Here is a 22,913-nt window from a genome sequence, read left to right as displayed (position 1 = left end):
CTTTCTGGGTAAAATAAAAAGACCTGGTTAGAGGTCTTCTTTTAAATATTCAAAATTTATTACTAGTAGCATTTCTAAAAACTTTAAAGTTGTTTCTGCTTCTTCTTTCGTTTTTGCCTCTTTCTTATGCGTGGCATCGTTTCCCATTTTCCTAATTTTATCAACCCATGCTTTCGAATTTTTAGGAATATATCCATTATTATCTAAAAATTCAACATAGAAAGCAAAACGCTTTCCGTCTTCAGCACCAAAATGGATTGCTATATTTGATAAGGCTTTTCTCGATAGTAATACAGCCCCTGTAAATGCCGCAGCAGAGAAAGAACTCCGTGCTTCATTATAAAGATAATCTATATCTTCAGGTAAATCAGCTATTTCTTTTCCGAAACTTGGCATCGGAAACTGTACGTTATTTTCGGTGAAATAGGTTGGAAAATCACAATGCGGACACAAATATATCCCGTAAACTAGCGAACTACCTGGAGATATTCCACCATCGTAATCATTAAGATGCTCTTTTGCATACCCTTCATCAGAAGCAACATAGGAACTACAATTAGCACAAGTGAATTTTCTTGATCTCAGTTGAATTGTTTTGTACCATTCTCGACCAGAATCGTAATCATTATATTTGTATATATTGTCTGGAATTATTGCCATAAAAGTTCACTCCTTTCTTTAGATTATATCCTTTAAAGATATAAAAAGAAACGAAGGTTTTATTAAATAGTGTTTATTACCAAGTTATCAGGATATTCCTCTTGGATTCCTTCGAGTGACATAACCATAGATCGTAACAAAATATTACTACTTGATGTGGGTTTATTAATGAATACTTTAGTAAACCCAGAACTTACTGCTTTATCAATTGATGCGTCCGTCAACACTTCCAACCCATTGACAGTAGCAACAACTAATGCAGAAACAGCCGCACAAACAATGTCCCTACCTGAAGGAGCATAACCGGCATGTCCTTCTACATTAAATAATGCAATTTCATCTTGTTCATTCTTTTCAATCGTCACATAGATCATTCAGACACCTTCTCGTATAGTGATTCGAAAAAAGGACCACTCATAACAGAATAACTATTATCTTCTTTGATGATATAATCACCGATTGACGCTTTCTCTGGACCCCTTACTGTTTGAACATACACACCTTTGAACTCAATGCTATTAGTAAGGTCAACTAACTCTTTTTCAGATAAAGAGACATCACCAACAAATAGTAAGGCATCATTGATGGTTTCTTTCTGGATTTGAATAGCAGCAAACGTTTCTTTCTCAATCTTCTGATACTTCATCTTCATCCTCCTCTGGTTCGTCGTCTAAATTGTCGTGACTAGCGCCTTGTCCACCCATTTTATTAGCTAATTCAATGTTTTGTTTCTTTTGTTCAATCAGCTTTTTAATTTCTTCACCTGGATCATCAATATCAGGCAACCACGAAAGAAGTGTTTCTAAGGGTAGTATATCGATTGCTTTAACGATTTGATCTATAATGTCACTGGTATTAATTGGTAAATTAGGTTTGATTTTAATTTTAGCTCCACTGATATCAACGTTTCCACCTTTAATATTTAGCATACTCGCAACTAATTGCAGACGCTGACGTAAACCTTTCGTCATGTAGCGTGATTTAATAGACATTAACTGCAACAAGCCAAATAACTTATATTTCATAGCCTCTCCACTAATGTTGCCAGCAAAGTTCTCATCATTCATGTTAGGCACATAAGTAACTTTATGAATACTGTCCTCAATTGATTTAGAGAGTATCTGTACTTGGGACTCATCGAAAGTCTTAGTCAGCCATTCAGCATCCGCTCCGTCTTCCCCTTTACCAGGCGCCTCGATCAAACCATCTTTGACACTACCTTCTAGTGTAAAGCCGTAGATAATAAGCAATGCATCAATAAAGGCTTCTTTATCACTGATGCGGTCACTTTGCAATACGTTTAAAGCATCAATTAAAGTTATCGCTTGCTCAAAATCACCTTGTTTCTCTTCGTTATTACGGTATTCGATAACTTGTACTCCATTAAAATACTGAGGAATAGCTTTAACTAGCGTCATTCCACTTAAAGCTAAATCTTTCACCTTGCGTGAAATGATATTTTTAGGCGTATAAATATTTAACAGCCAACCAGTAGATTTACCTGCTAAATCAAACTTCTCATAGTAATGGACAGCAAATAATGAGTTCTTTTCGATGGTATCATCGGTTACAAGAAAGACACCTCGCGGATCAATTACTTTAATTCTAATTTCTGTTTCATTCTCTTTACCCGGAACTTTCCTTAAATACAGGAGTTCCAAACCAACGCCGAATACAGATAAATCTTTTTCTAATTCTGTATCGTGAGAAACAACGTCCATTTCTTCGTAAACTTCTAACACTGGATCGATGTTCTTATCCTTTCCGGAACTATACGAGATAGGGTTACCAACCAAAAAACCAACATTCATATCTGTCACATACTTCGCGTTATTTACCATCACTTTACTATTCTTTGCATTTTCATTATCTAGCGTTCGTTCTAGAACATCATGCTTACCATCATAATAATCTGATAGTTTTTGAAGTCGTTCTAATTCTTTTTGATGCTGATCTATACAGTACTTTAAAACATCTGTAGAAGGATTGTCGATGTCTCCTGCCAGTTCTCTATCAATTGCTATCGCCATGTGCTACCTCCTTATCGTATGCCGTATTTAGACTTCTTGCCGGTCTTAGCTTGCTTCTTGAAGATAACTTTGAATACAAAGTATCTTAGTGCATCTGCAGCATGATCATGCTCTTTGATTGGCTTGTCTGTTCCGCTAAGAGCAGCCTTTTCATCCCAAACATAAGAAGCAAATTCTTTAAATAAGTGCTTGCATTTACTCGTAAACTTAATTGTGCCTTCATTCATAGCCGTTTGAGTAGCACGTATACCATCAAGTACATCGTTCTTAGCTCTTTCGACTGTAAAGCCGTCATTCCGTAATTGAGCAATAAAAGAGGCAGCAGAAGGGTCAACGATTATCGTCGGCTTTCTGTTGCCTACAAACTCTCTTAAATCATCACTGTATTGCTTATCTGTTTTTTGCCGGCTACTTTCTCGCCCGCTGTGATAGTATTCGTCTAAACAATACCAGGTTCCTTTATGACGTCCCCACAATAAAAAAACTGTTGGGTTTTGAGTCCCATAGTCAATTGATACATAATACTTATCGCATACATCATCTTCTGGTAATTCTTCCACCATAGTATCTTTATCAAAGTTATCGTAAATGATCCCTTCCGACATTACCCACATGCCTAAGATGAAACGCAAATAGAACACGCCAGAATACATGCGTTTATAACGTTCTTTTACTCGATCTGATAAAGAAGGGTTATCATTCATTGTAAAATGGATATGAAGAGCATTCTTTTCAATTAGCTTATCTATCCACTCTAATTTAAACCAATGATAGGGTCCCTCAGGGTTCATGTTGAACCAAATTTTTGCACCTTCAACGGAACAACGAGCTGTTGCTTGGTCAATAAATGATTTCGGCATCAACGCTGCTTCATCAAAAAAGAACCCTGCAGCCGTTAGCCCTTGGACTAAGTCTTGTGAGGATTCATCTTTACCACCAAATAAAAAATAGTGATTTGTTTTTCCCTTTTTAGTTATCTCAAGGATATTATCGCTTCTTAAGTCTTTAACTTTGTATCCTCTAAAAAAAAGAATGGTTTTGAGTAAGTTGATAACGTTCCGTCTTAGGGAACCTATGGTTTTACCAGCTATCCCGAACTGTTGGCCATCAAATGACTGCATGGACCAGATAATATAGGACAATGACATGATCAATGTTTTACCTGCACGAACAGAACCATCACATATAATTGCATCTTTCTCTTTATGCTTTGGATGTTCCCACCAACTCAAAACTTGAAGCTGTTTAGTAGAGAACGGGCTGAATATAAATGTTGCACGTTTCCGTTTAAATCTAGTCTTCATCTGGCCACACCTCTTTATTTGTGACCATTCCTTTTATAGCATCCATGAATCCATCATCTTCAATTATCTCATCGTCAAAGTCACCATTTTCAGCTTTAACTCTGTATAATTGGGCTTTGGTTAGTTCTAAACCAGTTTGCATTTGGTCTAACTTCAATCTTCGTTCATCAGCTTCATCAGCAAAAGAGACAAACTGTTTGATTAAAGACCTTAATTCTCCCATGGCTCTTGATTGAGCATTCATAAAAGTAACTTGTTTATCCCAAGCAAACTGAACTGTAAATGTTTCTCCTCCACCCGATTCGCCCCATGATTCACCAGTTTTCTCTTTGGTCATATCATCTTGATCCTGAACAAACATAATTTTTTGCGCTCTTATAATAGCTGTATATTGGAACATGATTGAATCCCAAAGCATATCCGCTTGATCTCTATTTTGAATGGCCTCCATAATCTCTTGTGATTCTTCAGGAAGCCATTTAGCAAATAAGCCATGAGTTACAGCGTTTTTGTTTCCTTTTGGAGCACTGCCACCTTTGTTGCCAACAGCATTTTTATTACGTAATTGTCCGCCTTTTTTCTTAGTTGCAGGTAACGGAGTACTCCGTTCGTTTGATTGGAGTACTCCGTTCGTTTTCTCTATCCATTTATCTTTAGATTTCCATCCGCCAACTGTTTTTTCTGAAATTCCTAATTGTTCTGCAATTGTCCTGTTTTTAATAATCCCGTTACATTCTTTGAATATTTCAAAGGCCTTGTCCCGGTTTGGACTTCTTGACCTAGCCATTCATTTGCACCACCTCACTCATTCGTGTTTGTTTTGTAATTTTATGTACCAAAAAAGACCTCAATTGAGGTCAGCTTTTTTTGAAAGTACTTATTTATCTAAATATTGTTTTCCCTTTTCAGTCAATTCTTGCTTTCCTGTAAATCCTTCTTTATAAAATGGTCCTTTTATATATTCGTTTCGTACCAATAAAGCCATTGCATCTAAAAACTCTTCTTTTTTGACATTGTACGTTTCCTCGTCACCTGTAAATTGACCTAGTCTTACTTTAGTTAATATTGATTTTAATAATATTTCTTCATTCATTTTAATCTTTCTCCTTCCTGTTCATATCTCTATTATACCACAAAGAGGAGTCTCTCCTGATTAGGCTTAACGTTGACATAGAAGGAGTTATACGAAAGAAGCACCCACAATGAAGTGAATGCTTCTTAGTGTTAGTAGGATATAGCGGAATCGAACCGCAACGTTTGAATCTCATAGCCTTTTATCTTACTACTGAATAGGCAAGACTCGAACTTGCAACCACTTCATTAACAGTGAAGCGCACTACCATTGTGCTACTATTCATTAATAGAACCGCCAGTTTCCGCTGACGGCTCCCATACTTATTAAGTTAAAAACAACACTATAGATAGATCGTTGCAGATGAAGTCAATGACTGTTCATTCCTAAAGGTTGGTTCATTCCGCTTTATCTGAAACTTTCTACATTACAAATATAACACGTCCTCCCCCCCTAAAACTGCAATCATTCTGCAACCTTAAGCCATACCTAACTCTTTACCTATGTTCTCGATGATTAAATCTCTTACGTTATAACATTGTCGTTCCGAATAACCTATTTCTTTCGCTACGCCGACCCAAGTCCTTGTTTGGGGTTTCGTCCAATACCTTAATTCTACAAGCGCATAGGCGTTCGTATCTAGCGTATCAAGCACTTTTTCAATTGCGTCTTTCGTCTTCTCTAACTGAGTTAACCGTTTATCTGAATGAATTGTCATAACCGTTCGTTCTGTAGGGTTGCTAATATTACCAGAAGATGAACCACCTATATTCTCGTCCTCTTGACCGATTGGGTACTTCAACTCTAATCTACGATGCATGATGTATTCATCCATTTTGGGATAGTCCATTAATTGCTTCTCAATAAACTGCTTTGTGAATTTATCCAAACAATTGCCTCCGCTCTTAATAAAATTTGACAGTAGTGGTATTGGGGCTGTTCAAAGCTTTAGCAAGATTTAACGCTTGCTTAGAAGCTCTTTTAAATACTTGTGCAAGTTTATTAAAAAAGCTAGTAAAGAAAGATTTAACGCCTTTCCAAAGCGACAAATAATCGAAACTCTTTAACGTAATATACGATTTAATCAATTTAATTTCTTTTACAGTTAACTTTTCTTTATTATCGTATTTATTAATAGCTCGCTTAGTTACTTTTTTCTTAATTCTTTTGTTCATTCTGCATCCTCCCCCAACGGTATCGCTATCCGTCTATTAGCTGTGTTCTTAGCTCTCTTTTGATAGCCTGCGTATTGGTAAAACAAAATAGTCTGTGGTTTTACGTTTAGATGTTCTGCACATTCTTCTGCTGTCCCGATGCAAAGAAGCGTGTCACCTTTATAAATTGCGTATTCTTTAGTAATCATTCCTCTTCACTCCAATCTTCCACAAGGTCAATAACCAATACATCCAAAGCCAGTGCCAGTTTATCCAATGTCTCCAGCGTTATATTTCGCTCGCCTCTTTCTAATTCACGGACGAAACTACCAACGGTTCCGCCGTGTATTTTTCTGTACAAGTCCACTTGCGTCATATCTTGTTCGATTCGATATCTTTTGACATTTTCACCAATAACCACTTTTAACGGTTTAGTCATGTGATCACTCCTTGTCAGTAGCTAAATCACTGCTTTTAACGAATACACCATCAGTCATCTTTCCAGTTCGTCCTTTAATTTCATCATACGCCGTATTCAAACACTCGTACAAATCCATATCATTCTGTTGTGCCAATATAATCAACGTAACCACAACGTCTCCGATGCCATCTTTCAGCATATCCATATCGTTTCTAGCTAGAGCAGCGGCTACTTCCCCAACTTCCTCAGTTACTTTTAAAAATTGTTTGCTTGATTCTGCTTGATCTAACCCTTTATCTTTTGACCATTGTTCTACCGATTTGATTAATTCATTCATTTATTTTTCCTCCTCGAATTCAAGTATGTTGTCATTTAAAACGGTAAATCATCATCAGAGATGTCCGCTGGAGTTCCGCCAGCATCATAACCTGTCGTTTGACTTTGACTACTGCCTATTGTTGAATTTGAACTATAACTTTGACTATTTGTCTGTTGATTAGTTGAACCTTCTCCTGCGCTGGTTTTTTTGCTTTCTAAGAAGGTTATTTCCCTTGCGTTAACTTCCGTAACATAGACTCTTTGTCCTTGTTGATTATCATAGCTTCGTGTTTGAATACTTCCTTCCACGCCTATTAGTGAACCTTTTTTCGTGTAGTTCGCTAAAGCTTCAGCGGTTTTTCTCCACACCACACAATTGATGAAATCAGCTTTCTGTTCATCATTTTCTTTTTTATATGCACGATTTACCGCAACAGTGAATGAAGCAACTGCTATGCCATTCGCTGTGTATCTTAAATCCGCATCCTTTGTTAATCTTCCAACTAAAACCGTGTTATTCATCATCTACTCGTCCTCCACGTCAATATATTCACCAAGATCTAACACACAAACGGCTGACATTTCGGGTTCTTCAGCAAAAGTTAAATATTCCCCATCCGAGTTGTGTAAAGAAAATCCAGTAGGATAAATATCGACACACTCGCCGTGATAGACTTTTCCATTTTCTCCGATAATAACATCTTCGTTCCATTCGATATCTTCTTGGCATTCTGCACATTTTTTTATCTTACTCATCCTGACTACCTTCCGGCAACCGCCACATCAACGCTTCGTTTTGCGCCACTAATGATTGAATCGTGCTGTCTTTACCTAAAATCTCGATATCGCGTTCCAACATTAAGGCTTTGTGGCTCTTCAAATCAGCATTCAATACTTTCATTTCCTTCTCGTTTTCAATGACCGTTTCTTCTAGACTATTTACTTTAGCACCGGAATAAATCCCATAACCTAAAGCAGCGACCATGACGACGATCAACGCGAACCACAATAATAGTTGTTTTAATTCTTTAGTCATTTTATTACCTCCATTTTTTAGTTATGACAAGAAATCGATTATTCCGTTCGCATAAGTAACTTCATAACCTTTTATATCTGATTCATTAACTGATTTCTTTTTAAAGATAAACTGCATATCTCTCCAGGTTTCCCACGGCACTTTGTAAAAGCGCTTCATCTCAAAGCTAACTAGAACAAAGCATTTTGCTCCGAATTTGTAATGAGTTCCAAAATTCTCAACTTGTTCATCACTCAATCGTTTCTGTTCAATCAATTTCCCATTCGTGTGCTTTGCTTCAAAAATAATGGCTTGGCCACCATTCAGAACCCCTTTAAAATCGGGCTGCGCTTGCTTTTCGAATGCTGCTTTAAAATGACCTTTGCTTTTATCCAAGACACCTATCACTCTCATCGGTTCAGGTGTCTTCTGGATATCAGCAATACCGCTTTGTCGGTAATACCTGCAAGCTACTTCAATCATCTTCTCGAAATACTCACCGTTTCGCTTCGATGCAGCTCCCTCAGCGCGTTTCTTTTGATCAACAGATGGTTTACTCTTCCTTGGATAACTTTTAACCCTGGTAGCGTTAGGGTAGTTTTTAGGAATGAATTTAGCCATTCAATTCCTCCTCTCCCAAATAGTCTTCTGCAGTTTTATCCCAATCAATCTTTTTGCCGTTAAACGTATCAACGATGCGGCAAAGTTTTAAAAATAAACGTTTTGATCTTTCGTCTGATGCTTTTCCACCATTGCTAACATGATCTCGCATTTCCTGTTTAATAATCTCTAGATAGCTATTTGGTAGACCTTCTGGTAATGGATAATTATTTAGCACAATCCCCCAATTCACGAACTCACTCTCCTATCATCTTTTCGAACTCAGCTTGATCTTCAGCAGTCCATTTTTCTACTGGTTTTGGTGGTACATAATCTTCTTGTGCCCAATCCGGAAGTTTCTCAGTTCTAACAGCTTGATTGAACTTCGGTTTCTTTTTACTGTTTTCAAACGCAACATCTTCTGCCTTCACTTCATCCATTGTTTTAATGCTCTTTTTATCCCAGTTTTTCATTATGCCTTCAGCGTATCGATAACCCTTTTGGTCAAGCGCTGCTCTTTGCATTGCTTCGATAACTAATTCTTCACTAAGATCCTCAATCCACATTTCAATATTTTGAGAAGTAATCGAATTTTCTACACCGAAATTGTTTTGATAAAATTCATGAGCATTTATTTTAGATATAGGATCAGCAGCAGGAGTATTTTTTTCTTCTGTACTACTGTTGTTTCCTTTACTCTCCTCTACTTTACTTTCCTTTACTTTACTTTGTGTACCAGCGTATACATTTTCATCAGGTGAGCTAGAGTTAATGTTTACATTGGGTACAGCTGAGCGGGGATTAATGTCTACATAAACGATATTCTTGTATTTTTCTATCTCATTTTGAGTTAAGAGCAAATAACTTTTAGCTACTTCTACTTCTTTTCTCCTGACACAAGCCTCGAAATACCTCTTCTGAACTCCTCTAGAAGTGAGTATTCCATGCTTCTTGTATAGTTCAGCATCAAAAACTTCCCATTTGAATGTTGCATTAACTACCTCTGACAGATAGTTAATGTCTACATTTACTCTACGTGAGAAAAGTTTTTGTTCCTTTTCTCCCCACTCATAGTAATAAGACGTCGCATAGATTTTCATCAAGAGTTTTATAACTATCCCGAAACCTTTGATACCAAAATCAGCTTCAACTAAAGCCAATTTGTCATCTTGATCGATATCTGTATCTAGAGGGAAATAATCTAAACCCGCATTAGTTGGTCTTGCCATTACTAGATCTCCTTTCTAAGCTATATAAACCGGCACACCAGTAATTGCTTGTATTTCTTTTTTGAATCGTGCAGCATCTGCATTCGAACTTGATAAATGCAGTAGCCATACTTCTTGCAGTTGGCTCATATCGTTTGACCGAATAAAGTGTTTGACGTTCTCTAATTCGAAGTGACTTCTTACGATTCGTTTTCTCAAGAAATTGCCAATTCGGCCAGTCTCAACATTTTTGTTTAGAATATCTATTGAGTAGTTGCATTCAATCATCAAATGCGTAATGCCAGGTAATTTATACTTGATGTAGTACGTGTCTGTTGCAAAAAGTAACTTATCGCCATCTTTTGACTGAATGAAGAAGCCTAATGGTTCGTTTACGTCGTGTTGGACATCGAATGGCAGAACCGTCCAATTACCAATATTTTGCTGATTTAACGCCTTTAAAGTGTTTGTGCGATAACTAGGCAGTTTCAACGCCTCTTGCGTACCAGCGCTTAAAAACAAGTCGATACCGGTCTGATTAATGACGTTCATTGCATATTTGCTGTGATCGCCATGTTCGTGAGTGACGAGGCAGCCATCAATCGACTGCCAATCTACATCATTCATATTCTTTAAATGGATTCCAGCTTCTAACATGAGAGAACGCTCGCCATCAGATATCACATAAGCGTTCCCTGCACTGCTAGAGCCATACGATTTAATCTCAATCATGATTAAAACTCTGGGTTAAGAGGTGGTTTTCTAACATCAAACAAATCTTCTTGCTTGGCTTCTTTTTCTTCGGCAACCTCTACTTTATCTGCTGGTTTAATGTTGCTTACTTCTTGCTCTGGAGTATCCTCGAAATCGATGACTTGCTGATTAGCGTTGTTTTCGATTTCTTGCTTTACATCTTCAATTGGATTCACTTGTGTTGGACCAGGCGCGTTACTTTCCTCTTCTGTATACAAAGCTCCAACATTATCTGGAAAGGCTTCACGAAGCGCGTTCACGATTGCTGTTTTACGAATCATATTCAAAGGCATATCTTTCCAAGTTGCTTGTCCTTTTCCAAACTCCGAAAATGAAAGTTTTACACTAATTGGACGTTCACGGTCTTTGCGGTAAACTTTTGCCCAGCCACCAATAAGGACATCATTTTTAAGCTTTACAGCTCCCTCGATTTCTACTAAGTCGTCTTTCCGTTCAACAATAATGCCGGCTTCAAGACCGCTGTATTGAGAATGTTGTTCGGCACGTTTCATAAACGCTTCTTTAGATACAATGATTTGAGCTGGTTGGTTACCAAACTTGATCAAATAAGCTTCGTTCAGGAACGGGTTTAACTTTTGGAACTTGCAAAGCTGCATGAACATTACGAGTTCTTGTTCTGAGACTTTTCCATTACCTCGAGTTAAATACTGAGCCACCATATTCCCACTTAATTTAACTTCATTTCCGTTTACTTCATATTCCATTGGTTTAGTTAACATTGATTCATTTGCCATTTTTATTTTCCTCCTACCATTTCTTTGCTTTCAATTTTCAATTCTTTTTGTCCTTGGACGACTTTCAATTGGATCAATTGTGAATCAAGCTTGACTTCTTTCGTCAATCCTTCTGCGTTATCAACGAAAATTGGAACGCTGACACCTTTCAAACGAGTTAAAGTGTTAATGATGTCTAGTCCTGCTTCCATTCGGCTACCTGTGTTTAAACCACTACTGAATGGCACGCCATCAACTAACGGCTGACAAACTTCTTCTAAACTCCCGTTGTTGAGGATGTTAAACAGCTTGAACGTTACTAATTTGAATTCTGAATTAATTTTTTCAGTTAATAGAGACACCTTCGCTTTAACAAATTCATTTAAAAGGTTAATTTGTTGCTTGATTTCTCCGTTTCTATTTGCTAATTTCTTTTGGTTCTCAATCAATTCAAGTTTCCGTTCTTCTTGTTTGGCTGCTAGAACAAATTGATATAAGTCTTCATTGATTTGATTAATATTCGCTTTGAGGACATTTATTTTATTCTGGATTACATCAACATCGCTTTGGACTGAACCAGCCATCGTCTCGATTTCAGCGCTGATTGCATCCATTTCAGCTACCTTCTCTTGATAAGTTTTCGTTTCTTCAAAAGGCATAGCTTTTGCTTGCAAATCTTTAATAGTTTGTTGGATTTTTACATACTCTTCTTTCGCTTGATCTCTTTCGATTACAAGAACCAACTTTTCTTCTTCTAGTAAAACCAAGTTATTTTCGATTGATTCTAATTCTTCTTTTTTAGCTGTAAGGGAACCTGCTAAATCTTTTCCTTTGGCGTTAATTGACTCCAAACTCATTGATTTTTTAGTGTTGAAAATAATTTTTTCTTTTTCATATTTCTCGCGTATCTCTCCTTTTTGTTCTTCTGGATATTCTTGGCCACAGTATTGGCAACTTGCTTTGTGTTCATCAAATTCTAAAAACACTTCAGTCGCTATCGCCGTATAATCTTCTCGTAAACTTTGTACGTCTTTTTCTTTAGAAATGATATCTTCCTTTGCATTTTCAATCATTCTCAGAGACCGTTGTCGCCCACTTTCGTGAGTAATGAACGCATTCTGCGCATCCATAGCTTTCTCGTAAGCTTCTTGTTTGCCTTTTTGAAGGCCATCTACTTTTTTGTTTTGTTTAATAGAGTGTTTACTGCGAAGTGTTTCTAGTTCGGCTTTTTTTGTCTGAAGCTCCGATAGTTTATTTGTTTTTTCGCTACCGTTCATAATACTGCTGATCTTCGTTTGCAATTCTTCAATTTCAGCTTCACTAGCTGCTTTGTTTGCTTCAAGTTCTTTTTGATTAAGAGCAGATAAATCAATGCTGTTGCGATCCGCTTCATCGATTCTCACTTCATGTTCTTTCAAGTCTTGTTTGATTTTCGGGCTTTCTTCCATTAATAATTTACGTTTGTCATCGACTGTACGGCCATCTAGAATTTTGATTAAGGGTTTGAGCTCCGTTTTGCTATTAATCACTTCTTCATCGTTTAAGTCACCCACTAGATCAAATAAGAACGCTCTACGATCTGCAGTAGCCATCACTTCAGCAACATAATAGATATTGGTTAATTGTTTAAAGGTATCTTCATCAATGATTTCTTCGATTCTTTTTTTATATTTCGTAAGAGTCATTTTGATACCATCTACACGATAAACCGTTTCGTTCCCTTCGAATTCTTCTCTCCATTTTTCTTTTGTTGTTCTTGAGAAACTAACAGGAGTACCATCGACAGATAAATCCAACGTAACCTCTGTTTCTAAATAATGGATAGGATTATTCTTTTCATCTAACGGTTTCCATTCAAACTTTGCTGAATCGTGGCTATCTTTTCCGAACAGGCAGTACATGAAAGCATCGTACAAACTTGATTTGCCAGTAGAATTTTCACCAGCGATCGTTAAATTCTTACCGTCTGCGATCAATTCAAATTCTTTGAACCCTTTAAAGTTTCGTATCTTCATATTGATTAACTCAATCTTTTTCATGAAATTTCTCCTTTTATATGGTATTATTTAGACAAATAATATTTCGTAACCGACTAACCAGGAGTGCAATCCTTGTTGGTCTTTTTTATTTTCTCCACTTCACCTCTGAAGTAGTTACGTTCTTGCATGTAATAGTCGATAGCTTCCACGCCATCTATATGCTCTTGTTCCTTTGATTCTGTTAAACTTTCGATATGAATATCCAAGATTGCAATTCTATTTTCTAGATACTCAACCCAAGATTTATCCGTTTCAGACATCTCATCCCTCCTACTTAATTTTTCTGATCCGCATTGGTTCTGGTAACACTTTTGCCGGAGTTCTTGTTTTTTGTGAATATTCCACCTTGCCCGGTAATTCGCTTGGATAAGTTGCTAATAACCATTGGTGAACTAGTTCTGGTGTTTCTGCTGTTACGTATTGCTCTTTACTTCCTTCTCCAATCGCTTCGTACATTTAATTCCCTCCTTATAATCTGCTTTTTAAAAATGTTAGATTTTGCATAGTAGTTACATAATCTATTTTTGTATTAGAATTAAGTTGGTTATGATCTTTTAAAATACCATCTTCAGTAATAGTCTCTAAACCTCTCATGAAGTATCTGTTAATGTAAACCACATCGATGTCATCCACATAAACAAACAATACCGTTGTAAATCTATCGTTTTCTTGATTAAGCTTTTTGATTAATAAGTTTGGCTCCTCAAATTTAAAACCGTTACTTCTTAATTGTTCAATTTTTTCTACACTCATTTATTTCACTCCTCTAAATAATTTTTAAAGCGACTATCCAAAATATAAAAGCAATAAACAGCGTTACAAAGTACCCATAAAACCAGAAGAAACTCGATTTATCTATCTTCTTAGTTCCAAAGAAAAATACATTACTGGACCAAATTAATTTTTTAATCGTTTCTAACGACATGCTGCCTCACTCCTTCAACAGATTGATAAAAAGTTGGACTATACTTGCAACGCTTATTGCTGATAACACCGCTAAGCTTAATTTGATCATTAATTCTATTTTGATCACCTTCTGTATCTATTTTTTTCTAACCACCTAAAGTAGTCTTCGAATCGGTCTAAATTGATTAATACGATTTTATGCGTTGGATTGATTACTCCGTCTGAAAATTCTGGATTATCTCGCATTTCGCCTATCCACTTAGTAACCGTTCCGTGTTTCATGCTGTACATTTTGCAGATGACTTCTTTATTTCCATATTTTATTTTTGCGCGTTCTGGATCTTGGTTCACTTCTTCAATGTTGATTGTTATTGGTTGCGGCATGGTTATACCTCCAGTTCTATTTGGTTATTCAACCGTTTGATATCGAATGCCAGTTCCATCGATGGTGCCCACATACTAGCAATCTCCATTGCTTCTTCAAATCTCAATTTAGGAATTTCCTCGTAGCTAGCAACTTCGAAATAATTTTTGATTTCTCTCCAATGTTCTGAAACGGCCACTCGATACAGTTCTTTGTAGGCATTCGATTTCTTTCCGCCTACAACAGCCATCACATTACTTTTGACTAGTTTAGATAGTTGAGATTTTTGTAGCCGACTTAGATCAATCTCTTTTTTCAGGCCTTCTACATCGTTTGAGACAGTGTTTAGACGTTGTTTGATTTCCTTTTGTGTTTCTAAAGTGGCAATCATGATGTCTTCTTGGCTCATTGGGGCTTGATAGCTGCCTGTCTTTCTGATTGTTGGCAATACTTCGCTTGTTACCCACCGCTTGAACTTTGTTGCGTTTTCTAATTTAGAACCAAAAACTAATGCATACATGCCTGATTCATTGATAAAAATTGTTTGTTGGATTCTTCCTAATGAATCTATGAGTCCTTGTTTTAGGGAGTCATCTTCATCAACATGAGTTGCTAATGCATTTAAAGGTTTTGCATATCCGAGTACTTGAGCCACGTCTTTACCAACAAACCATGGTTCATCATCAATCAATTGAGTTCTTACTTCGTTGCTTTCAAAATTGAATACTTGTAATTCATTCATTTATTTTTCCTCCTGAACATTCAGAATTTTTTTGATTACATTTAATCTTTCTTTGGCTTTAGGCCCTGTTTTCTTTCCTCTCAATAGATCCGTTAAATATGCAGGGCTGATTCCCATTAGTGCGGCTAACTCTTTTTGAGACATGTTTCTTTTCATTAATTCGACTTTAACTAAAACTCCAAAATCCGTTGTCATTACTACACTCCTCTCTTAATTGGATAAAACAAGTTAATTAATTAGCTAATATCGTTGACCCTTAATAGCTTTTATGCTATTATAAATCCATAGCAAATAAGCGTAAAAGTAGCCTTTAATACGTTGGGGAACGTGGTCTATTAAGAAAACTGTTTTTGGCTTATTAGCTAATTAACTAGCTTATGAACATAGTATAATAGCTTTAAAGTTATTTGTCAATGGCGAATTAGCTTAAAAGTCATTATTTGTTTTTGTGAGCCTTCGAAAGGTGAGTATCATGGGAATAGTAGATAGAATAAAAGAGTTATGCGAAATTCATCACACTAATTTTGCTGAGGTCGAGAGGCGTGTTGGTATTTCTAACGGACAAATCAGAAGGTGGGATAATGCTTCACCTAAGCTAGAGAACATAGAAAAAGTGGCTGATTACTTCGGTGTTACAGTTGACTATTTACGCGGGAAAGATCCTGAAGAAAAACTCCCTACTGATCTTGATAAGATATTAGATAATATGATGAGCTTTGATGGAAAACCTATGACCGAAAATGATAGAGAAGCAATTCGTGCTTATCTTGAAGGAAGATTCAGCAGCAAGTAAGGAGGTTTATATGGATATCATGTTTGATTTACTCGAGGAAAACGGGATTGAACTTGTATTGATAAACCTTGAAAAGAATGGGTACTATAATCCAGTCTTAAAAACGATGTTTGTTAATCAAGCCTTAGATGAAGAAGATCAAAAAGAAGTTATACTTCACGAATTAGGCCATGCTTTAAATCATAACGATATATCAGTCTTATACGATCAACCTGTATTTAAATTTAAAATGGAAAATGAAGCTACTTCTTTTATGATGAATCACTTGATCAAGGAATATGACGGTCACTTTAATTATTCCGATGTCTTAGAGAACTATAATTTAGGATTAGGTTGGGAGTGCAAATTAAAATAAAAATAATAGGTATTCAAATGAAAATAATGCTGAAAAAGAGCAGAATACATAAACCAAGACTTTTCTGTGACCCATGGGGATTGATCAAAGTTTGGATAAAAAAATAGCCCTAACCTCTGTTCGCATCAGTGGTTAGAGCTTGTACACCCTCGCTGTCAAGAAAAGATGATAGTGTTATTATATCATAAGTTGAGGGGGGAAAAGAATGTCTGTAACGTATGAAGAGTTAAAAAAAATGAATAAAAATAATAAGCGAGGCATACTTATAAAAAAAGATTTGAAAAAGTTGCCATCGATTATAAATACAGATGAAACAGTTATTGATTTTATTTTATCTAATATAAAAGAGCAAGCTCTGTTAGTAATCACTAGTTCAAGAATTTTATTTATACAGTCTAAAACAGGTTTTGGTAATTTGGGAAGTAACGTCTGGGATATTTCTTTAAATAAAGTGAATTCTGTTGATGTTTCTCTTCAAAAAATATATGGAGAGTTAACTATACACCACGGTTCAAGCTTTAAAAAAGTTGAAAATCTTCCTTTAACGCAAGTGAATGGTTTCAAAAATACTATCAATCAAGCGATGTCTAATTTAACGAATAAAGTAGAGGTTACAAAACCGACCTCATCCGCTTCTTCTTTTGAAGAGTTAAAAAAATACAAAGAGTTATTGGATTTGAATATAATTACTAAAGAAGAATTTGATAAAAAGAAAATAGAATTATTAAATTTATAGACAAAAAAGAACACCCCTTCCCTCGCCAAAGTTTAGGAGTGTTCGAATTAAAAGACAGTTCTGAGTGCCTTTTGGTTATTATAACATAAGGCGGAGGGAATATAATGGATTCTGAAGTAGAAATAAAAGGCAAGGTAATATCTGTTTTAAATATGAAGGGTGGCGTAGGTAAAACAACTATAACAAAAGAAATCGGTTATCATCTTTCTACATTAAGAGATAAAAAAGTACTCTTAATTGATGTTGATCCACAACTTAATCTGACACAATCTCTTTTTCGTTTTTACGGATTTGCACAAACTGAAGAATTAGCCAAAAAGATCCTTGTAGAAGAAGAACAACTCCAAGAAGAGCTTCATGAAATTACTACTGAAGAAAGCAAGAATCTTAGTGAAGAAAAAAAGAAAGAAGTAAAACTAAAAATTTCTGAAGCAAGTATTGAAAGAGTTTTTTCAAGCACCACTTCTTCCCCAGCAAAGGAAAAAGAAGCGATACAAATACTAGCACCTAACTTACATATAATTCCTGGTGAACTTGGAGTTGAATTCACATTAAGAAATCTAAACAGTGGTAAAATAGAGAACGGAATCTATGAATTCATTAAAAAGAACAATTTAAGAAACAAATATCATTATATAATAATAGATTGTCCACCTACTTATTCTTCATATACAATCGCTGCTCTAAAGCCAAGTGACTACCTTTTAATTCCAGTTAAACCAGAAGCTTATTCTATAACTGGGGTAGATATGCTAATGAACGTTATAAAAAGTGTTGTCGAAGAAAATGATCCTTACTTTGAAACAAAACCTTTGAAAAATCTAGGGATTATTTTTACTGATATAAAGCAATCGCCTTCAATCGGAACGACAAAATTAATAAAGGACATAACAGATAGCGAAAAGATTGCAAAGCATCAAATAAACATTTTCGCAACTCGCTTTCTATCAAACGCCTATATGAAAAATAGGCTAGATTATTTTATTGATGCATCTAATAGTGAAAAGTCAAAATTGAATCTGGAAGTATTAGTAGATGAAATATTAGAAAGGATTGATGAGCTTGGATAAAGAAACAATTTATATTAAAAATCTTTTAGTTGACTTAGATAAAAAATCTAATGAAGAAAAGTTAAGAATTAATTTGTATACCATAATGATAACCGCTATATTATCAAAAAAAATATTTGTGAAAAACTCTGATATACCAGAATTTATATCAAAACTCAATATACATTATAAAGATTACGTTTACAGAAGTAGAACTTTGGTAGTAGCAAGAATAATTAGGGAAATTGAAAAATCTGACAAAACTAAACTTTTAGTTTTCGTTAGCGAATTAAAAGAGTTACTTTTTGAAAGTAATAATAGTAGTAATCATGACAACAAAAAGAAGTTGCAAACAAAAGGAACTAATAATAATTCTGCAGATGATATATTAAGTCAGTTTAGGAGAGAATAATGAATTATAAAAAAGAAATTGAAGATTATACACTATTTATAAATAGTTATTTTCCGGAAAGTTTATTTAACAGACAATTTAATTTTGTAAGAAAAAGAACTGATTTACTCTTTCGTTCGATTGAAATGACTGATATTGTTTTAGATTATACTTACAATGAAAACATTGAGATGGAGTTGTTAAATGATTATAAACATCTATTATTAAAACTTTTATATATATCACCTGTTAACGATTCCTATTTTTTAGCAATGACTTTTAGAGGACTATCAGAGTCTTTATTAAGAATTTTTTTATCGATTAATGTTGGGTCTGCTTATTCTCTATCTTATATAAAATCACTTTCTTACAGAAACCTTTGGCCTGAATGCAATCAAATCTCTAAACATATAGGGTGTAAACAAAGTTTAGATAAATTAAATAATATTTTTAAAGATAATTCTAACGTCATCCATAATAAGAACTCAACACAAACTTCTATAAATTATTTAGAAAATATAATGGAAAATGAATCATATTCGTTTTCTTTAAAAGATTATAATCGTAATCTTAATGATATATCTAATTTTACTTTAGATTATTTTCCTATAATATTTGAGCTTAATTATGATTTGTTTTCAATGAACCAAAAACATGCTTACAAAGAAATTTTTAAGTTTTAGTTATATACGTAAAAAACACCACTCTCCCCGACCAAAGCGAAAGTGGTGTTTAGCAAAAAAACAACCCGTATAACAGGGCTCTTTTCTATGCCCTATTGTACCATAAAATAGGAGGTTTTATCCATGTGGATGGAAATATTAGAGAACGGAAAATTTAAATACATTGAACGCTACGAAGATCCTAAGACTAAAAATTACAGGAAAAAATCTACCACAATGAACTCAAACAGTAGACGTGCTTGGAACGAAGCGCAAAGAATATTAAACGCTAAAATAGAAGCCGCTTTAACTGAATCTAAAAAAGAACAAACGACCGGATTTGTTGATAACGAAAAATTGTTCTCTGAAACGCTGGATGAGTGGTTCTATATTTTCGTACATAAGCCTAATGGTCATCCTCCAAAAGGTAGCACCGTTTCAAATTATTCATATATAATAGGACTTATGAAAAACAAATATATGATCGATGAAATGGATTATAAAGTAAAAAATATGGATTTTAACGATGTTCAAAAAGTTTATGACCGACTCTTCCACGAATATAATTTCAGTATAAAATATATCGAGAAATTCAAATTGATTATTCACGCAACATTTAATCACGCTTATAAAAATAAATACATTAAAAATTTAGATCCTTTGACTTTATCCAAAATACCAACACCAATACGTACCATCGAATCAATGGAAGCGGAAAGCATACCTCAGTATCTCGAGAAAGAAGAACTTGAAGCTTTGTTGGACAGAACGAAAAAAATGAATGTGGGGTATTACAGCGTATTTTATGTACAGGCTTATACTGGGCTTAGAATAGGTGAATGTTTAGCTTTACAGGAAAAAGACGTAGAAGGCGCTCTTTTACACGTTAAAGGGACATATGACAACGTCACTAAAAGTCCTACACGTGGAGAAAAAACTATTCCTAAAACAAAAAAATCATTCCGATCTGTAGACATCAGTCAAGGCGTCATAGATTGTATTGAAAATAGAATTGGATTGAATCTCCTTATCCCTAAAAAGCACAACGATTATATCTTTATTTCTAAAAAGGGTAATCCATATGATATATCGGTATTGAATACTTTTCTTCGGAAAATGAAAGATGAACTTAATCTTAAAACTAAATTGAGCACACATATATTTAGACATACCCATATTAGTATGCTAGCTGAATTAGGTGTACCTTTGAATGTAATTATGGATCGTGTTGGACATAGCGATAGAGGAACAACCGAGAAGATTTACACTCACGTTACTAACAAATCTAAGTCAGATTTGATAAATAAACTAAACGAATTATGAAATCTCTGCCCCTTTTATGCCCCTTTTATGAAATTAGGCGCTACAAACGTTGATACAAAGCAAAACACCCTTGAGCCATGGTCTCAAGGGTGTTTTTAAAACATTATCTCAGGTTATAAGCAGTTTCTGTCCGCATTACGCTTCTTTACTTACTACTTCTTTACCGTCATATTGTCCACATGCTGCACAAACGTGATGGCTTTTTCTCAATTCCCCACAGTTAGGACATGGGTTCATGCCAGGCACTTCTAACTTGAAATGCGTACGACGTCTATTTTTTTTAGCTTTTGATGTTCTTCTTTTTGGTACTGCCATTCTCTACACCTCCTTAAAGATTGCTTCTGCTTCTAATCGTTCAACTAGAAGAGAAGTTGTATGTTTTAATCTCACTTCTGATCATCCGATTCATCTTTAAATAAATCTTTTAAACCAGCAAAACGCGGATCCAAAGTTTCTGATTTTTGTTTTGCTTTATCTGAAAGATAATCTTCTTCAGACACCACAAGCCAATCACTTCCACTTGGCATTTCGTGTTCCTTTTCTTCCTCTTCAGTAAAAACCTGCATTGGAAGATTTAACAAGACAGCATCTTCAATCGCTTCAGATAGATCGATCAGCTCTTTATCTAAATAAATCACTGTTTCGTCTTCTTTGTCGTCTGTATAATTTGTAACTTGTTGCGGAACATAAATCTCATTTACCTCAATCGATAAAGGTACTAAGACTGGTTTTAATGATCTTGCAGAAGGTAGTGTCACATCTAATGAAACAACCATATGAAGCAAGATGTCGTTTTCTTGAACAATCAGCGTTCCTTCCAAATGAATGGGAGAAACATCTAATATTTCTTCTTCTCTCTTCATCAGGGACTCTTTCAAGTCAACCGTCTCAGAAAAAATAAGGGGTTCAAAGCGGTATTTTTGCAATTCGTTTAATGACCATTTCATTTTCCATCACTCCTAAAGCAACAAAGGTAATTATACTAGTCTCGCGGGCCTTTGTCAACGTATTTTACCTTACACCAAAAATGTTGTAACTCTTGTTTTCATTCCTATTTTCATAAGAAAATCTTATTTAATCTTTTTTCCAACGGATAGGCTGCCTTCGATAATCTTGTGAATCAGCTGGGTAAGAAAAAGCCAGATTATAGACTTCCCCCGCTTTGATGTCCAGTTTCCATAAACAAGCATTTTTTTGTTGAATATTAGTCAATAACGGCAGCGAAGCTTTCTTTTTCATTTGATTTAAATACTGTTGTCCTTCATGACTAAAACCTAAAATATGAAGAGCTTTGGGAAATTGGAGTTCTTTCATCATCTCTTCTGCTTTCACATCTAATAACAGATAAACACATAAACGCTGCAGCCTAACCCAAGTATACCGTTTATTCTTGACTAAAGAAATAAAATGTTCAAACGTTTCCGCTTCTTTAACTTTTTCTTTTAAACGGTATTCAATCCCTTCAGTCATCTGATAAACTGTCCGTAATTCCGCAACTGACTGGATGGTCAGTTGGTATTTCAGATACGGCCAAAAATTTTCCCACGAAAGAAATGCTGCTGTTTTTAATGCTTCCCGACTATTTTCCGGCATGACTTCTGCCAGCTCAGTTAAAGCTTCTAAACGTAAAGGAGAATCAATCAGCTTTCTTCGGATAGCTGTTGCACTTGCGAATTCTTTAGAAGACACTTCTTGATCGTGGTATCCGGCCCCTTCTCTCTTCACTGTGTGTAACGTCATGGGATGGGCGTACTTAGCATTTTCTTTTGCATAAGCTAGGCCAAGTATGTTGTTGGGTGTCGTTTGGTCAAGCGCTTGTGCAGGCAGCAACTCTGACAGTACCTGCTGCATCTGAGCGGCGTAAGTCGTTCCATTATTCTGCAATTCTTTAAATCGTTCCTCTATCTGCTCCGATTCTTTTACAAAAAATTCAGCAACCGCTTGATATTCCTGCGCATCTCCGGTTTCTGCACCAAAACATAAATGTTCACATCCTAATGAATGCAATAAAGCCACTGCGCCTTTCGCAAAATAATCAGCGGGTTGTACGCTAAAAGCAACAGGCAATTCAATGACCATATCTGCACCTGCTGATAAAGCCATTTGAGTTCTAGTCCATTTATCAACAATGGCCGGTTCGCCACGCTGCAAAAAGTTTCCGCTCATCACAGCAATCAAAACATCTGCTTTCGTTTGTTCTTTAGCTTGATGCAAATGGTACAGATGTCCATTGTGAAATGGATTGTATTCAACGATTACGCCGCAACTTTTCATTTTTCCCTCA

The 22,913-nt window shown here is 35.5% G+C and carries 37 protein-coding genes and 1 tRNA gene; 7 read left to right on the top strand and 31 right to left on the bottom strand.

The annotated features are described in order from the left end of the window. Positions 1-27: 27 nt before the first annotated feature. The 28 genes from NY10_RS00540 to NY10_RS00405 all read right to left on the bottom strand — a co-directional run bounded on the left by NY10_RS00540 (position 28) and on the right by NY10_RS00405 (position 15,515). On the bottom strand, positions 28-660 hold the full coding sequence (locus tag NY10_RS00540) for a DUF4145 domain-containing protein (RefSeq protein WP_058918155.1): 633 nt from the start codon (positions 658-660) through the stop codon (positions 28-30). A 62-nt stretch (positions 661-722) separates the two neighbouring features. Next, positions 723-1,034, bottom strand: coding sequence for a ribosomal-processing cysteine protease Prp (locus NY10_RS00535; protein WP_058918154.1), 312 nt, complete (start codon positions 1,032-1,034; stop codon positions 723-725). Continuing rightward, on the bottom strand, positions 1,031-1,306 hold the full coding sequence (locus NY10_RS00530) for a hypothetical protein (protein ID WP_058918153.1): 276 nt from the start codon (positions 1,304-1,306) through the stop codon (positions 1,031-1,033). The genes NY10_RS00535 and NY10_RS00530 overlap by 4 nt, the downstream gene beginning before the upstream one ends. Then, positions 1,287-2,690, bottom strand: a complete 1,404-nt coding sequence (locus NY10_RS00525) for a phage portal protein (RefSeq protein WP_058918152.1) — start codon at positions 2,688-2,690, stop codon at positions 1,287-1,289. Before NY10_RS00525 ends, NY10_RS00530 begins: the two co-directional genes overlap by 20 nt. Positions 2,691-2,701: 11 nt before the next feature. Next, the gene (locus NY10_RS00520; protein WP_058918151.1) at positions 2,702-3,994 is read right to left on the bottom strand and encodes a PBSX family phage terminase large subunit; all 1,293 of its coding nucleotides are present in this window, start codon (positions 3,992-3,994) and stop codon (positions 2,702-2,704) included. Continuing rightward, a complete protein-coding gene (gene terS, locus NY10_RS00515) occupies positions 3,984-4,781 on the bottom strand; it encodes a phage terminase small subunit (protein WP_058918150.1) in 798 nt (265 codons plus the stop codon). Before terS ends, NY10_RS00520 begins: the two co-directional genes overlap by 11 nt. 90 nt (positions 4,782-4,871) lie before the next feature. After that, the gene (locus tag NY10_RS00510) at positions 4,872-5,087 is read right to left on the bottom strand and encodes a hypothetical protein (RefSeq protein ID WP_058918149.1); all 216 of its coding nucleotides are present in this window, start codon (positions 5,085-5,087) and stop codon (positions 4,872-4,874) included. A 192-nt stretch (positions 5,088-5,279) separates the two neighbouring features. After that, positions 5,280-5,351 (bottom strand) — tRNA-Asn (locus tag NY10_RS00505). A 193-nt stretch (positions 5,352-5,544) separates the two neighbouring features. Then, complete coding sequence (locus NY10_RS00500) at positions 5,545-5,916, bottom strand: DUF722 domain-containing protein (protein ID WP_156413239.1); 372 nt, start codon at positions 5,914-5,916, stop codon at positions 5,545-5,547. A gap of 55 nt (positions 5,917-5,971) precedes the next feature. After that, entirely contained in the window at positions 5,972-6,241 is a 270-nt protein-coding gene (locus NY10_RS00495; RefSeq protein WP_058918147.1) for a hypothetical protein, read from the bottom strand. Continuing rightward, positions 6,238-6,429, bottom strand: a complete 192-nt coding sequence (locus NY10_RS00490) for a MerR family transcriptional regulator (RefSeq protein WP_058918146.1) — start codon at positions 6,427-6,429, stop codon at positions 6,238-6,240. The genes NY10_RS00495 and NY10_RS00490 overlap by 4 nt, the downstream gene beginning before the upstream one ends. Then, positions 6,426-6,659, bottom strand: coding sequence for a helix-turn-helix domain-containing protein (locus NY10_RS00485; RefSeq protein ID WP_058918145.1), 234 nt, complete (start codon positions 6,657-6,659; stop codon positions 6,426-6,428). Before NY10_RS00485 ends, NY10_RS00490 begins: the two co-directional genes overlap by 4 nt. 4 nt (positions 6,660-6,663) lie before the next feature. After that, positions 6,664-6,978 carry a MazG-like family protein gene (locus tag NY10_RS00480; protein ID WP_058918144.1) on the bottom strand — a complete coding sequence of 105 codons (315 nt, stop codon included), beginning with the start codon at positions 6,976-6,978 and terminating at the stop codon, positions 6,664-6,666. A gap of 35 nt (positions 6,979-7,013) precedes the next feature. After that, positions 7,014-7,484, bottom strand: a complete 471-nt coding sequence (ssb, locus tag NY10_RS00475) for a single-stranded DNA-binding protein (RefSeq protein ID WP_058918143.1) — start codon at positions 7,482-7,484, stop codon at positions 7,014-7,016. Continuing rightward, positions 7,485-7,715, bottom strand: coding sequence for a hypothetical protein (locus NY10_RS00470; RefSeq protein WP_058918142.1), 231 nt, complete (start codon positions 7,713-7,715; stop codon positions 7,485-7,487). After that, a complete protein-coding gene (locus NY10_RS00465) occupies positions 7,708-7,995 on the bottom strand; it encodes a hypothetical protein (protein WP_058918141.1) in 288 nt (95 codons plus the stop codon). Before NY10_RS00465 ends, NY10_RS00470 begins: the two co-directional genes overlap by 8 nt. Positions 7,996-8,016: 21 nt before the next feature. Further along, positions 8,017-8,595, bottom strand: coding sequence for a Holliday junction resolvase RecU (locus NY10_RS00460; protein ID WP_082664140.1), 579 nt, complete (start codon positions 8,593-8,595; stop codon positions 8,017-8,019). Further along, positions 8,588-8,827, bottom strand: coding sequence for a hypothetical protein (locus tag NY10_RS00455; protein WP_058918140.1), 240 nt, complete (start codon positions 8,825-8,827; stop codon positions 8,588-8,590). Before NY10_RS00455 ends, NY10_RS00460 begins: the two co-directional genes overlap by 8 nt. 4 nt (positions 8,828-8,831) lie before the next feature. Further along, positions 8,832-9,803, bottom strand: a complete 972-nt coding sequence (locus tag NY10_RS12645) for a Lin1244/Lin1753 domain-containing protein (RefSeq protein WP_058918139.1) — start codon at positions 9,801-9,803, stop codon at positions 8,832-8,834. Between the two features lie 15 nt (positions 9,804-9,818). Beyond that, entirely contained in the window at positions 9,819-10,514 is a 696-nt protein-coding gene (locus NY10_RS00445; RefSeq protein ID WP_058918138.1) for an MBL fold metallo-hydrolase, read from the bottom strand. 2 nt (positions 10,515-10,516) lie between these two features. Then, complete coding sequence (gene bet / locus NY10_RS00440) at positions 10,517-11,290, bottom strand: phage recombination protein Bet (RefSeq protein WP_058918137.1); 774 nt, start codon at positions 11,288-11,290, stop codon at positions 10,517-10,519. A gap of 2 nt (positions 11,291-11,292) precedes the next feature. Further along, entirely contained in the window at positions 11,293-13,308 is a 2,016-nt protein-coding gene (locus NY10_RS00435; protein ID WP_058918136.1) for an AAA family ATPase, read from the bottom strand. A gap of 53 nt (positions 13,309-13,361) precedes the next feature. After that, positions 13,362-13,568 (bottom strand): hypothetical protein, encoded by a 207-nt coding sequence (locus NY10_RS00430; RefSeq protein WP_058918135.1) that lies wholly within the window; start codon positions 13,566-13,568, stop codon positions 13,362-13,364. Between the two features lie 10 nt (positions 13,569-13,578). Further along, positions 13,579-13,764 (bottom strand): hypothetical protein, encoded by a 186-nt coding sequence (locus NY10_RS00425; protein WP_058918134.1) that lies wholly within the window; start codon positions 13,762-13,764, stop codon positions 13,579-13,581. A gap of 12 nt (positions 13,765-13,776) precedes the next feature. After that, on the bottom strand, positions 13,777-14,061 hold the full coding sequence (locus tag NY10_RS00420) for a hypothetical protein (RefSeq protein ID WP_058918133.1): 285 nt from the start codon (positions 14,059-14,061) through the stop codon (positions 13,777-13,779). Positions 14,062-14,337: 276 nt separating this feature from the next. After that, a complete protein-coding gene (locus tag NY10_RS00415) occupies positions 14,338-14,598 on the bottom strand; it encodes a hypothetical protein (RefSeq protein WP_058918132.1) in 261 nt (86 codons plus the stop codon). A gap of 2 nt (positions 14,599-14,600) precedes the next feature. Further along, positions 14,601-15,320 carry an ORF6C domain-containing protein gene (locus tag NY10_RS00410; RefSeq protein ID WP_058918131.1) on the bottom strand — a complete coding sequence of 240 codons (720 nt, stop codon included), beginning with the start codon at positions 15,318-15,320 and terminating at the stop codon, positions 14,601-14,603. Further along, the gene (locus NY10_RS00405; protein ID WP_058918130.1) at positions 15,321-15,515 is read right to left on the bottom strand and encodes a helix-turn-helix domain-containing protein; all 195 of its coding nucleotides are present in this window, start codon (positions 15,513-15,515) and stop codon (positions 15,321-15,323) included. 277 nt (positions 15,516-15,792) lie between these two features. Between NY10_RS00405 and NY10_RS00400 the strand changes: the two genes are divergently transcribed. From NY10_RS00400 to NY10_RS00370, 7 genes are all read left to right on the top strand, one after another. Continuing rightward, positions 15,793-16,113, top strand: a complete 321-nt coding sequence (locus tag NY10_RS00400) for a helix-turn-helix domain-containing protein (RefSeq protein ID WP_058918129.1) — start codon at positions 15,793-15,795, stop codon at positions 16,111-16,113. A gap of 10 nt (positions 16,114-16,123) precedes the next feature. Next, positions 16,124-16,468, top strand: a complete 345-nt coding sequence (locus tag NY10_RS00395; protein WP_058918128.1) for an ImmA/IrrE family metallo-endopeptidase — start codon at positions 16,124-16,126, stop codon at positions 16,466-16,468. Positions 16,469-16,673: 205 nt separating this feature from the next. Then, the gene (locus tag NY10_RS00390; RefSeq protein ID WP_058918127.1) at positions 16,674-17,204 is read left to right on the top strand and encodes a PH domain-containing protein; all 531 of its coding nucleotides are present in this window, start codon (positions 16,674-16,676) and stop codon (positions 17,202-17,204) included. Between the two features lie 104 nt (positions 17,205-17,308). Further along, positions 17,309-18,274, top strand: a complete 966-nt coding sequence (locus tag NY10_RS00385) for a ParA family protein (RefSeq protein WP_058918126.1) — start codon at positions 17,309-17,311, stop codon at positions 18,272-18,274. Beyond that, positions 18,267-18,665 carry a hypothetical protein gene (locus NY10_RS00380; RefSeq protein ID WP_058918125.1) on the top strand — a complete coding sequence of 133 codons (399 nt, stop codon included), beginning with the start codon at positions 18,267-18,269 and terminating at the stop codon, positions 18,663-18,665. The genes NY10_RS00385 and NY10_RS00380 overlap by 8 nt, the downstream gene beginning before the upstream one ends. After that, positions 18,665-19,327, top strand: a complete 663-nt coding sequence (locus NY10_RS00375; RefSeq protein ID WP_058918124.1) for a hypothetical protein — start codon at positions 18,665-18,667, stop codon at positions 19,325-19,327. Before NY10_RS00380 ends, NY10_RS00375 begins: the two co-directional genes overlap by 1 nt. 129 nt (positions 19,328-19,456) lie before the next feature. Beyond that, positions 19,457-20,629 carry a tyrosine-type recombinase/integrase gene (locus NY10_RS00370; protein ID WP_197408969.1) on the top strand — a complete coding sequence of 391 codons (1,173 nt, stop codon included), beginning with the start codon at positions 19,457-19,459 and terminating at the stop codon, positions 20,627-20,629. A gap of 135 nt (positions 20,630-20,764) precedes the next feature. Here NY10_RS00370 and rpmF read toward each other — a convergent pair whose 3' ends face one another. The 3 genes from rpmF to NY10_RS00355 all read right to left on the bottom strand — a co-directional run bounded on the left by rpmF (position 20,765) and on the right by NY10_RS00355 (position 22,903). Beyond that, positions 20,765-20,944, bottom strand: a complete 180-nt coding sequence (gene rpmF, locus NY10_RS00365) for a 50S ribosomal protein L32 (RefSeq protein ID WP_058918122.1) — start codon at positions 20,942-20,944, stop codon at positions 20,765-20,767. Between the two features lie 71 nt (positions 20,945-21,015). After that, complete coding sequence (locus NY10_RS00360) at positions 21,016-21,576, bottom strand: YceD family protein (protein ID WP_058918121.1); 561 nt, start codon at positions 21,574-21,576, stop codon at positions 21,016-21,018. A gap of 127 nt (positions 21,577-21,703) precedes the next feature. Then, complete coding sequence (locus NY10_RS00355; RefSeq protein WP_058918120.1) at positions 21,704-22,903, bottom strand: nucleotidyltransferase; 1,200 nt, start codon at positions 22,901-22,903, stop codon at positions 21,704-21,706. Between the last annotated feature and the right edge of the window lie 10 nt (positions 22,904-22,913).

Source organism: Carnobacterium sp. CP1 (genome assembly GCF_001483965.1).
GTDB classification, from domain to species: Bacteria; Bacillota; Bacilli; order Lactobacillales; family Carnobacteriaceae; genus Carnobacterium_A; species Carnobacterium_A antarcticum.
Note: the sequence above shows the minus strand (reverse complement) of the source record. Positions and strands in the feature narration are given on the sequence as shown.

Bases quoted from the DNA above. Each gene is read 5' to 3' on its own strand.
- NY10_RS00355 (WP_058918120.1), bottom strand. From the start codon at position 22,903: ATGAAAAGTTGCGGCGTAATCGTTGAATACAATCCATTTCACAATGGA.
- NY10_RS00390 (WP_058918127.1), top strand. From the start codon at position 16,674: ATGTCTGTAACGTATGAAGAGTTAAAAAAAATGAATAAAAATAATAAG.
- NY10_RS00400 (WP_058918129.1), top strand. From the start codon at position 15,793: ATGGGAATAGTAGATAGAATAAAAGAGTTATGCGAAATTCATCACACT.
- NY10_RS00360 (WP_058918121.1), bottom strand. From the start codon at position 21,576: ATGAAATGGTCATTAAACGAATTGCAAAAATACCGCTTTGAACCCCTT.
- NY10_RS00370 (WP_197408969.1), top strand. From the start codon at position 19,457: ATGGAAATATTAGAGAACGGAAAATTTAAATACATTGAACGCTACGAA.
- NY10_RS00375 (WP_058918124.1), top strand. From the start codon at position 18,665: ATGAATTATAAAAAAGAAATTGAAGATTATACACTATTTATAAATAGT.
- NY10_RS00420 (WP_058918133.1), bottom strand. From the start codon at position 14,061: ATGAGTGTAGAAAAAATTGAACAATTAAGAAGTAACGGTTTTAAATTT.
- NY10_RS00430 (WP_058918135.1), bottom strand. From the start codon at position 13,568: ATGTCTGAAACGGATAAATCTTGGGTTGAGTATCTAGAAAATAGAATT.
- NY10_RS00495 (WP_058918147.1), bottom strand. From the start codon at position 6,241: ATGAACAAAAGAATTAAGAAAAAAGTAACTAAGCGAGCTATTAATAAA.
- NY10_RS00485 (WP_058918145.1), bottom strand. From the start codon at position 6,659: ATGACTAAACCGTTAAAAGTGGTTATTGGTGAAAATGTCAAAAGATAT.
- NY10_RS00480 (WP_058918144.1), bottom strand. From the start codon at position 6,978: ATGAATGAATTAATCAAATCGGTAGAACAATGGTCAAAAGATAAAGGG.
- NY10_RS00465 (WP_058918141.1), bottom strand. From the start codon at position 7,995: ATGACTAAAGAATTAAAACAACTATTATTGTGGTTCGCGTTGATCGTC.
- NY10_RS00405 (WP_058918130.1), bottom strand. From the start codon at position 15,515: ATGACAACGGATTTTGGAGTTTTAGTTAAAGTCGAATTAATGAAAAGA.
- NY10_RS00490 (WP_058918146.1), bottom strand. From the start codon at position 6,429: ATGATTACTAAAGAATACGCAATTTATAAAGGTGACACGCTTCTTTGC.
- ssb (WP_058918143.1), bottom strand. From the start codon at position 7,484: ATGATGAATAACACGGTTTTAGTTGGAAGATTAACAAAGGATGCGGAT.
- NY10_RS00540 (WP_058918155.1), bottom strand. From the start codon at position 660: ATGGCAATAATTCCAGACAATATATACAAATATAATGATTACGATTCT.
- NY10_RS00525 (WP_058918152.1), bottom strand. From the start codon at position 2,690: ATGGCGATAGCAATTGATAGAGAACTGGCAGGAGACATCGACAATCCT.
- NY10_RS00425 (WP_058918134.1), bottom strand. From the start codon at position 13,764: ATGTACGAAGCGATTGGAGAAGGAAGTAAAGAGCAATACGTAACAGCA.
- NY10_RS00460 (WP_082664140.1), bottom strand. From the start codon at position 8,595: ATGGCTAAATTCATTCCTAAAAACTACCCTAACGCTACCAGGGTTAAA.
- bet (WP_058918137.1), bottom strand. From the start codon at position 11,290: ATGGCAAATGAATCAATGTTAACTAAACCAATGGAATATGAAGTAAAC.
- NY10_RS00445 (WP_058918138.1), bottom strand. From the start codon at position 10,514: ATGATTGAGATTAAATCGTATGGCTCTAGCAGTGCAGGGAACGCTTAT.
- terS (WP_058918150.1), bottom strand. From the start codon at position 4,781: ATGGCTAGGTCAAGAAGTCCAAACCGGGACAAGGCCTTTGAAATATTC.
- NY10_RS00510 (WP_058918149.1), bottom strand. From the start codon at position 5,087: ATGAATGAAGAAATATTATTAAAATCAATATTAACTAAAGTAAGACTA.
- rpmF (WP_058918122.1), bottom strand. From the start codon at position 20,944: ATGGCAGTACCAAAAAGAAGAACATCAAAAGCTAAAAAAAATAGACGT.
- NY10_RS00535 (WP_058918154.1), bottom strand. From the start codon at position 1,034: ATGATCTATGTGACGATTGAAAAGAATGAACAAGATGAAATTGCATTA.
- NY10_RS00520 (WP_058918151.1), bottom strand. From the start codon at position 3,994: ATGAAGACTAGATTTAAACGGAAACGTGCAACATTTATATTCAGCCCG.
- NY10_RS00410 (WP_058918131.1), bottom strand. From the start codon at position 15,320: ATGAATGAATTACAAGTATTCAATTTTGAAAGCAACGAAGTAAGAACT.
- NY10_RS00395 (WP_058918128.1), top strand. From the start codon at position 16,124: ATGGATATCATGTTTGATTTACTCGAGGAAAACGGGATTGAACTTGTA.
- NY10_RS00530 (WP_058918153.1), bottom strand. From the start codon at position 1,306: ATGAAGTATCAGAAGATTGAGAAAGAAACGTTTGCTGCTATTCAAATC.
- NY10_RS00435 (WP_058918136.1), bottom strand. From the start codon at position 13,308: ATGAAAAAGATTGAGTTAATCAATATGAAGATACGAAACTTTAAAGGG.
- NY10_RS00385 (WP_058918126.1), top strand. From the start codon at position 17,309: ATGGATTCTGAAGTAGAAATAAAAGGCAAGGTAATATCTGTTTTAAAT.
- NY10_RS12645 (WP_058918139.1), bottom strand. From the start codon at position 9,803: ATGGCAAGACCAACTAATGCGGGTTTAGATTATTTCCCTCTAGATACA.
- NY10_RS00470 (WP_058918142.1), bottom strand. From the start codon at position 7,715: ATGAGTAAGATAAAAAAATGTGCAGAATGCCAAGAAGATATCGAATGG.
- NY10_RS00500 (WP_156413239.1), bottom strand. From the start codon at position 5,916: ATGGACTATCCCAAAATGGATGAATACATCATGCATCGTAGATTAGAG.
- NY10_RS00415 (WP_058918132.1), bottom strand. From the start codon at position 14,598: ATGCCGCAACCAATAACAATCAACATTGAAGAAGTGAACCAAGATCCA.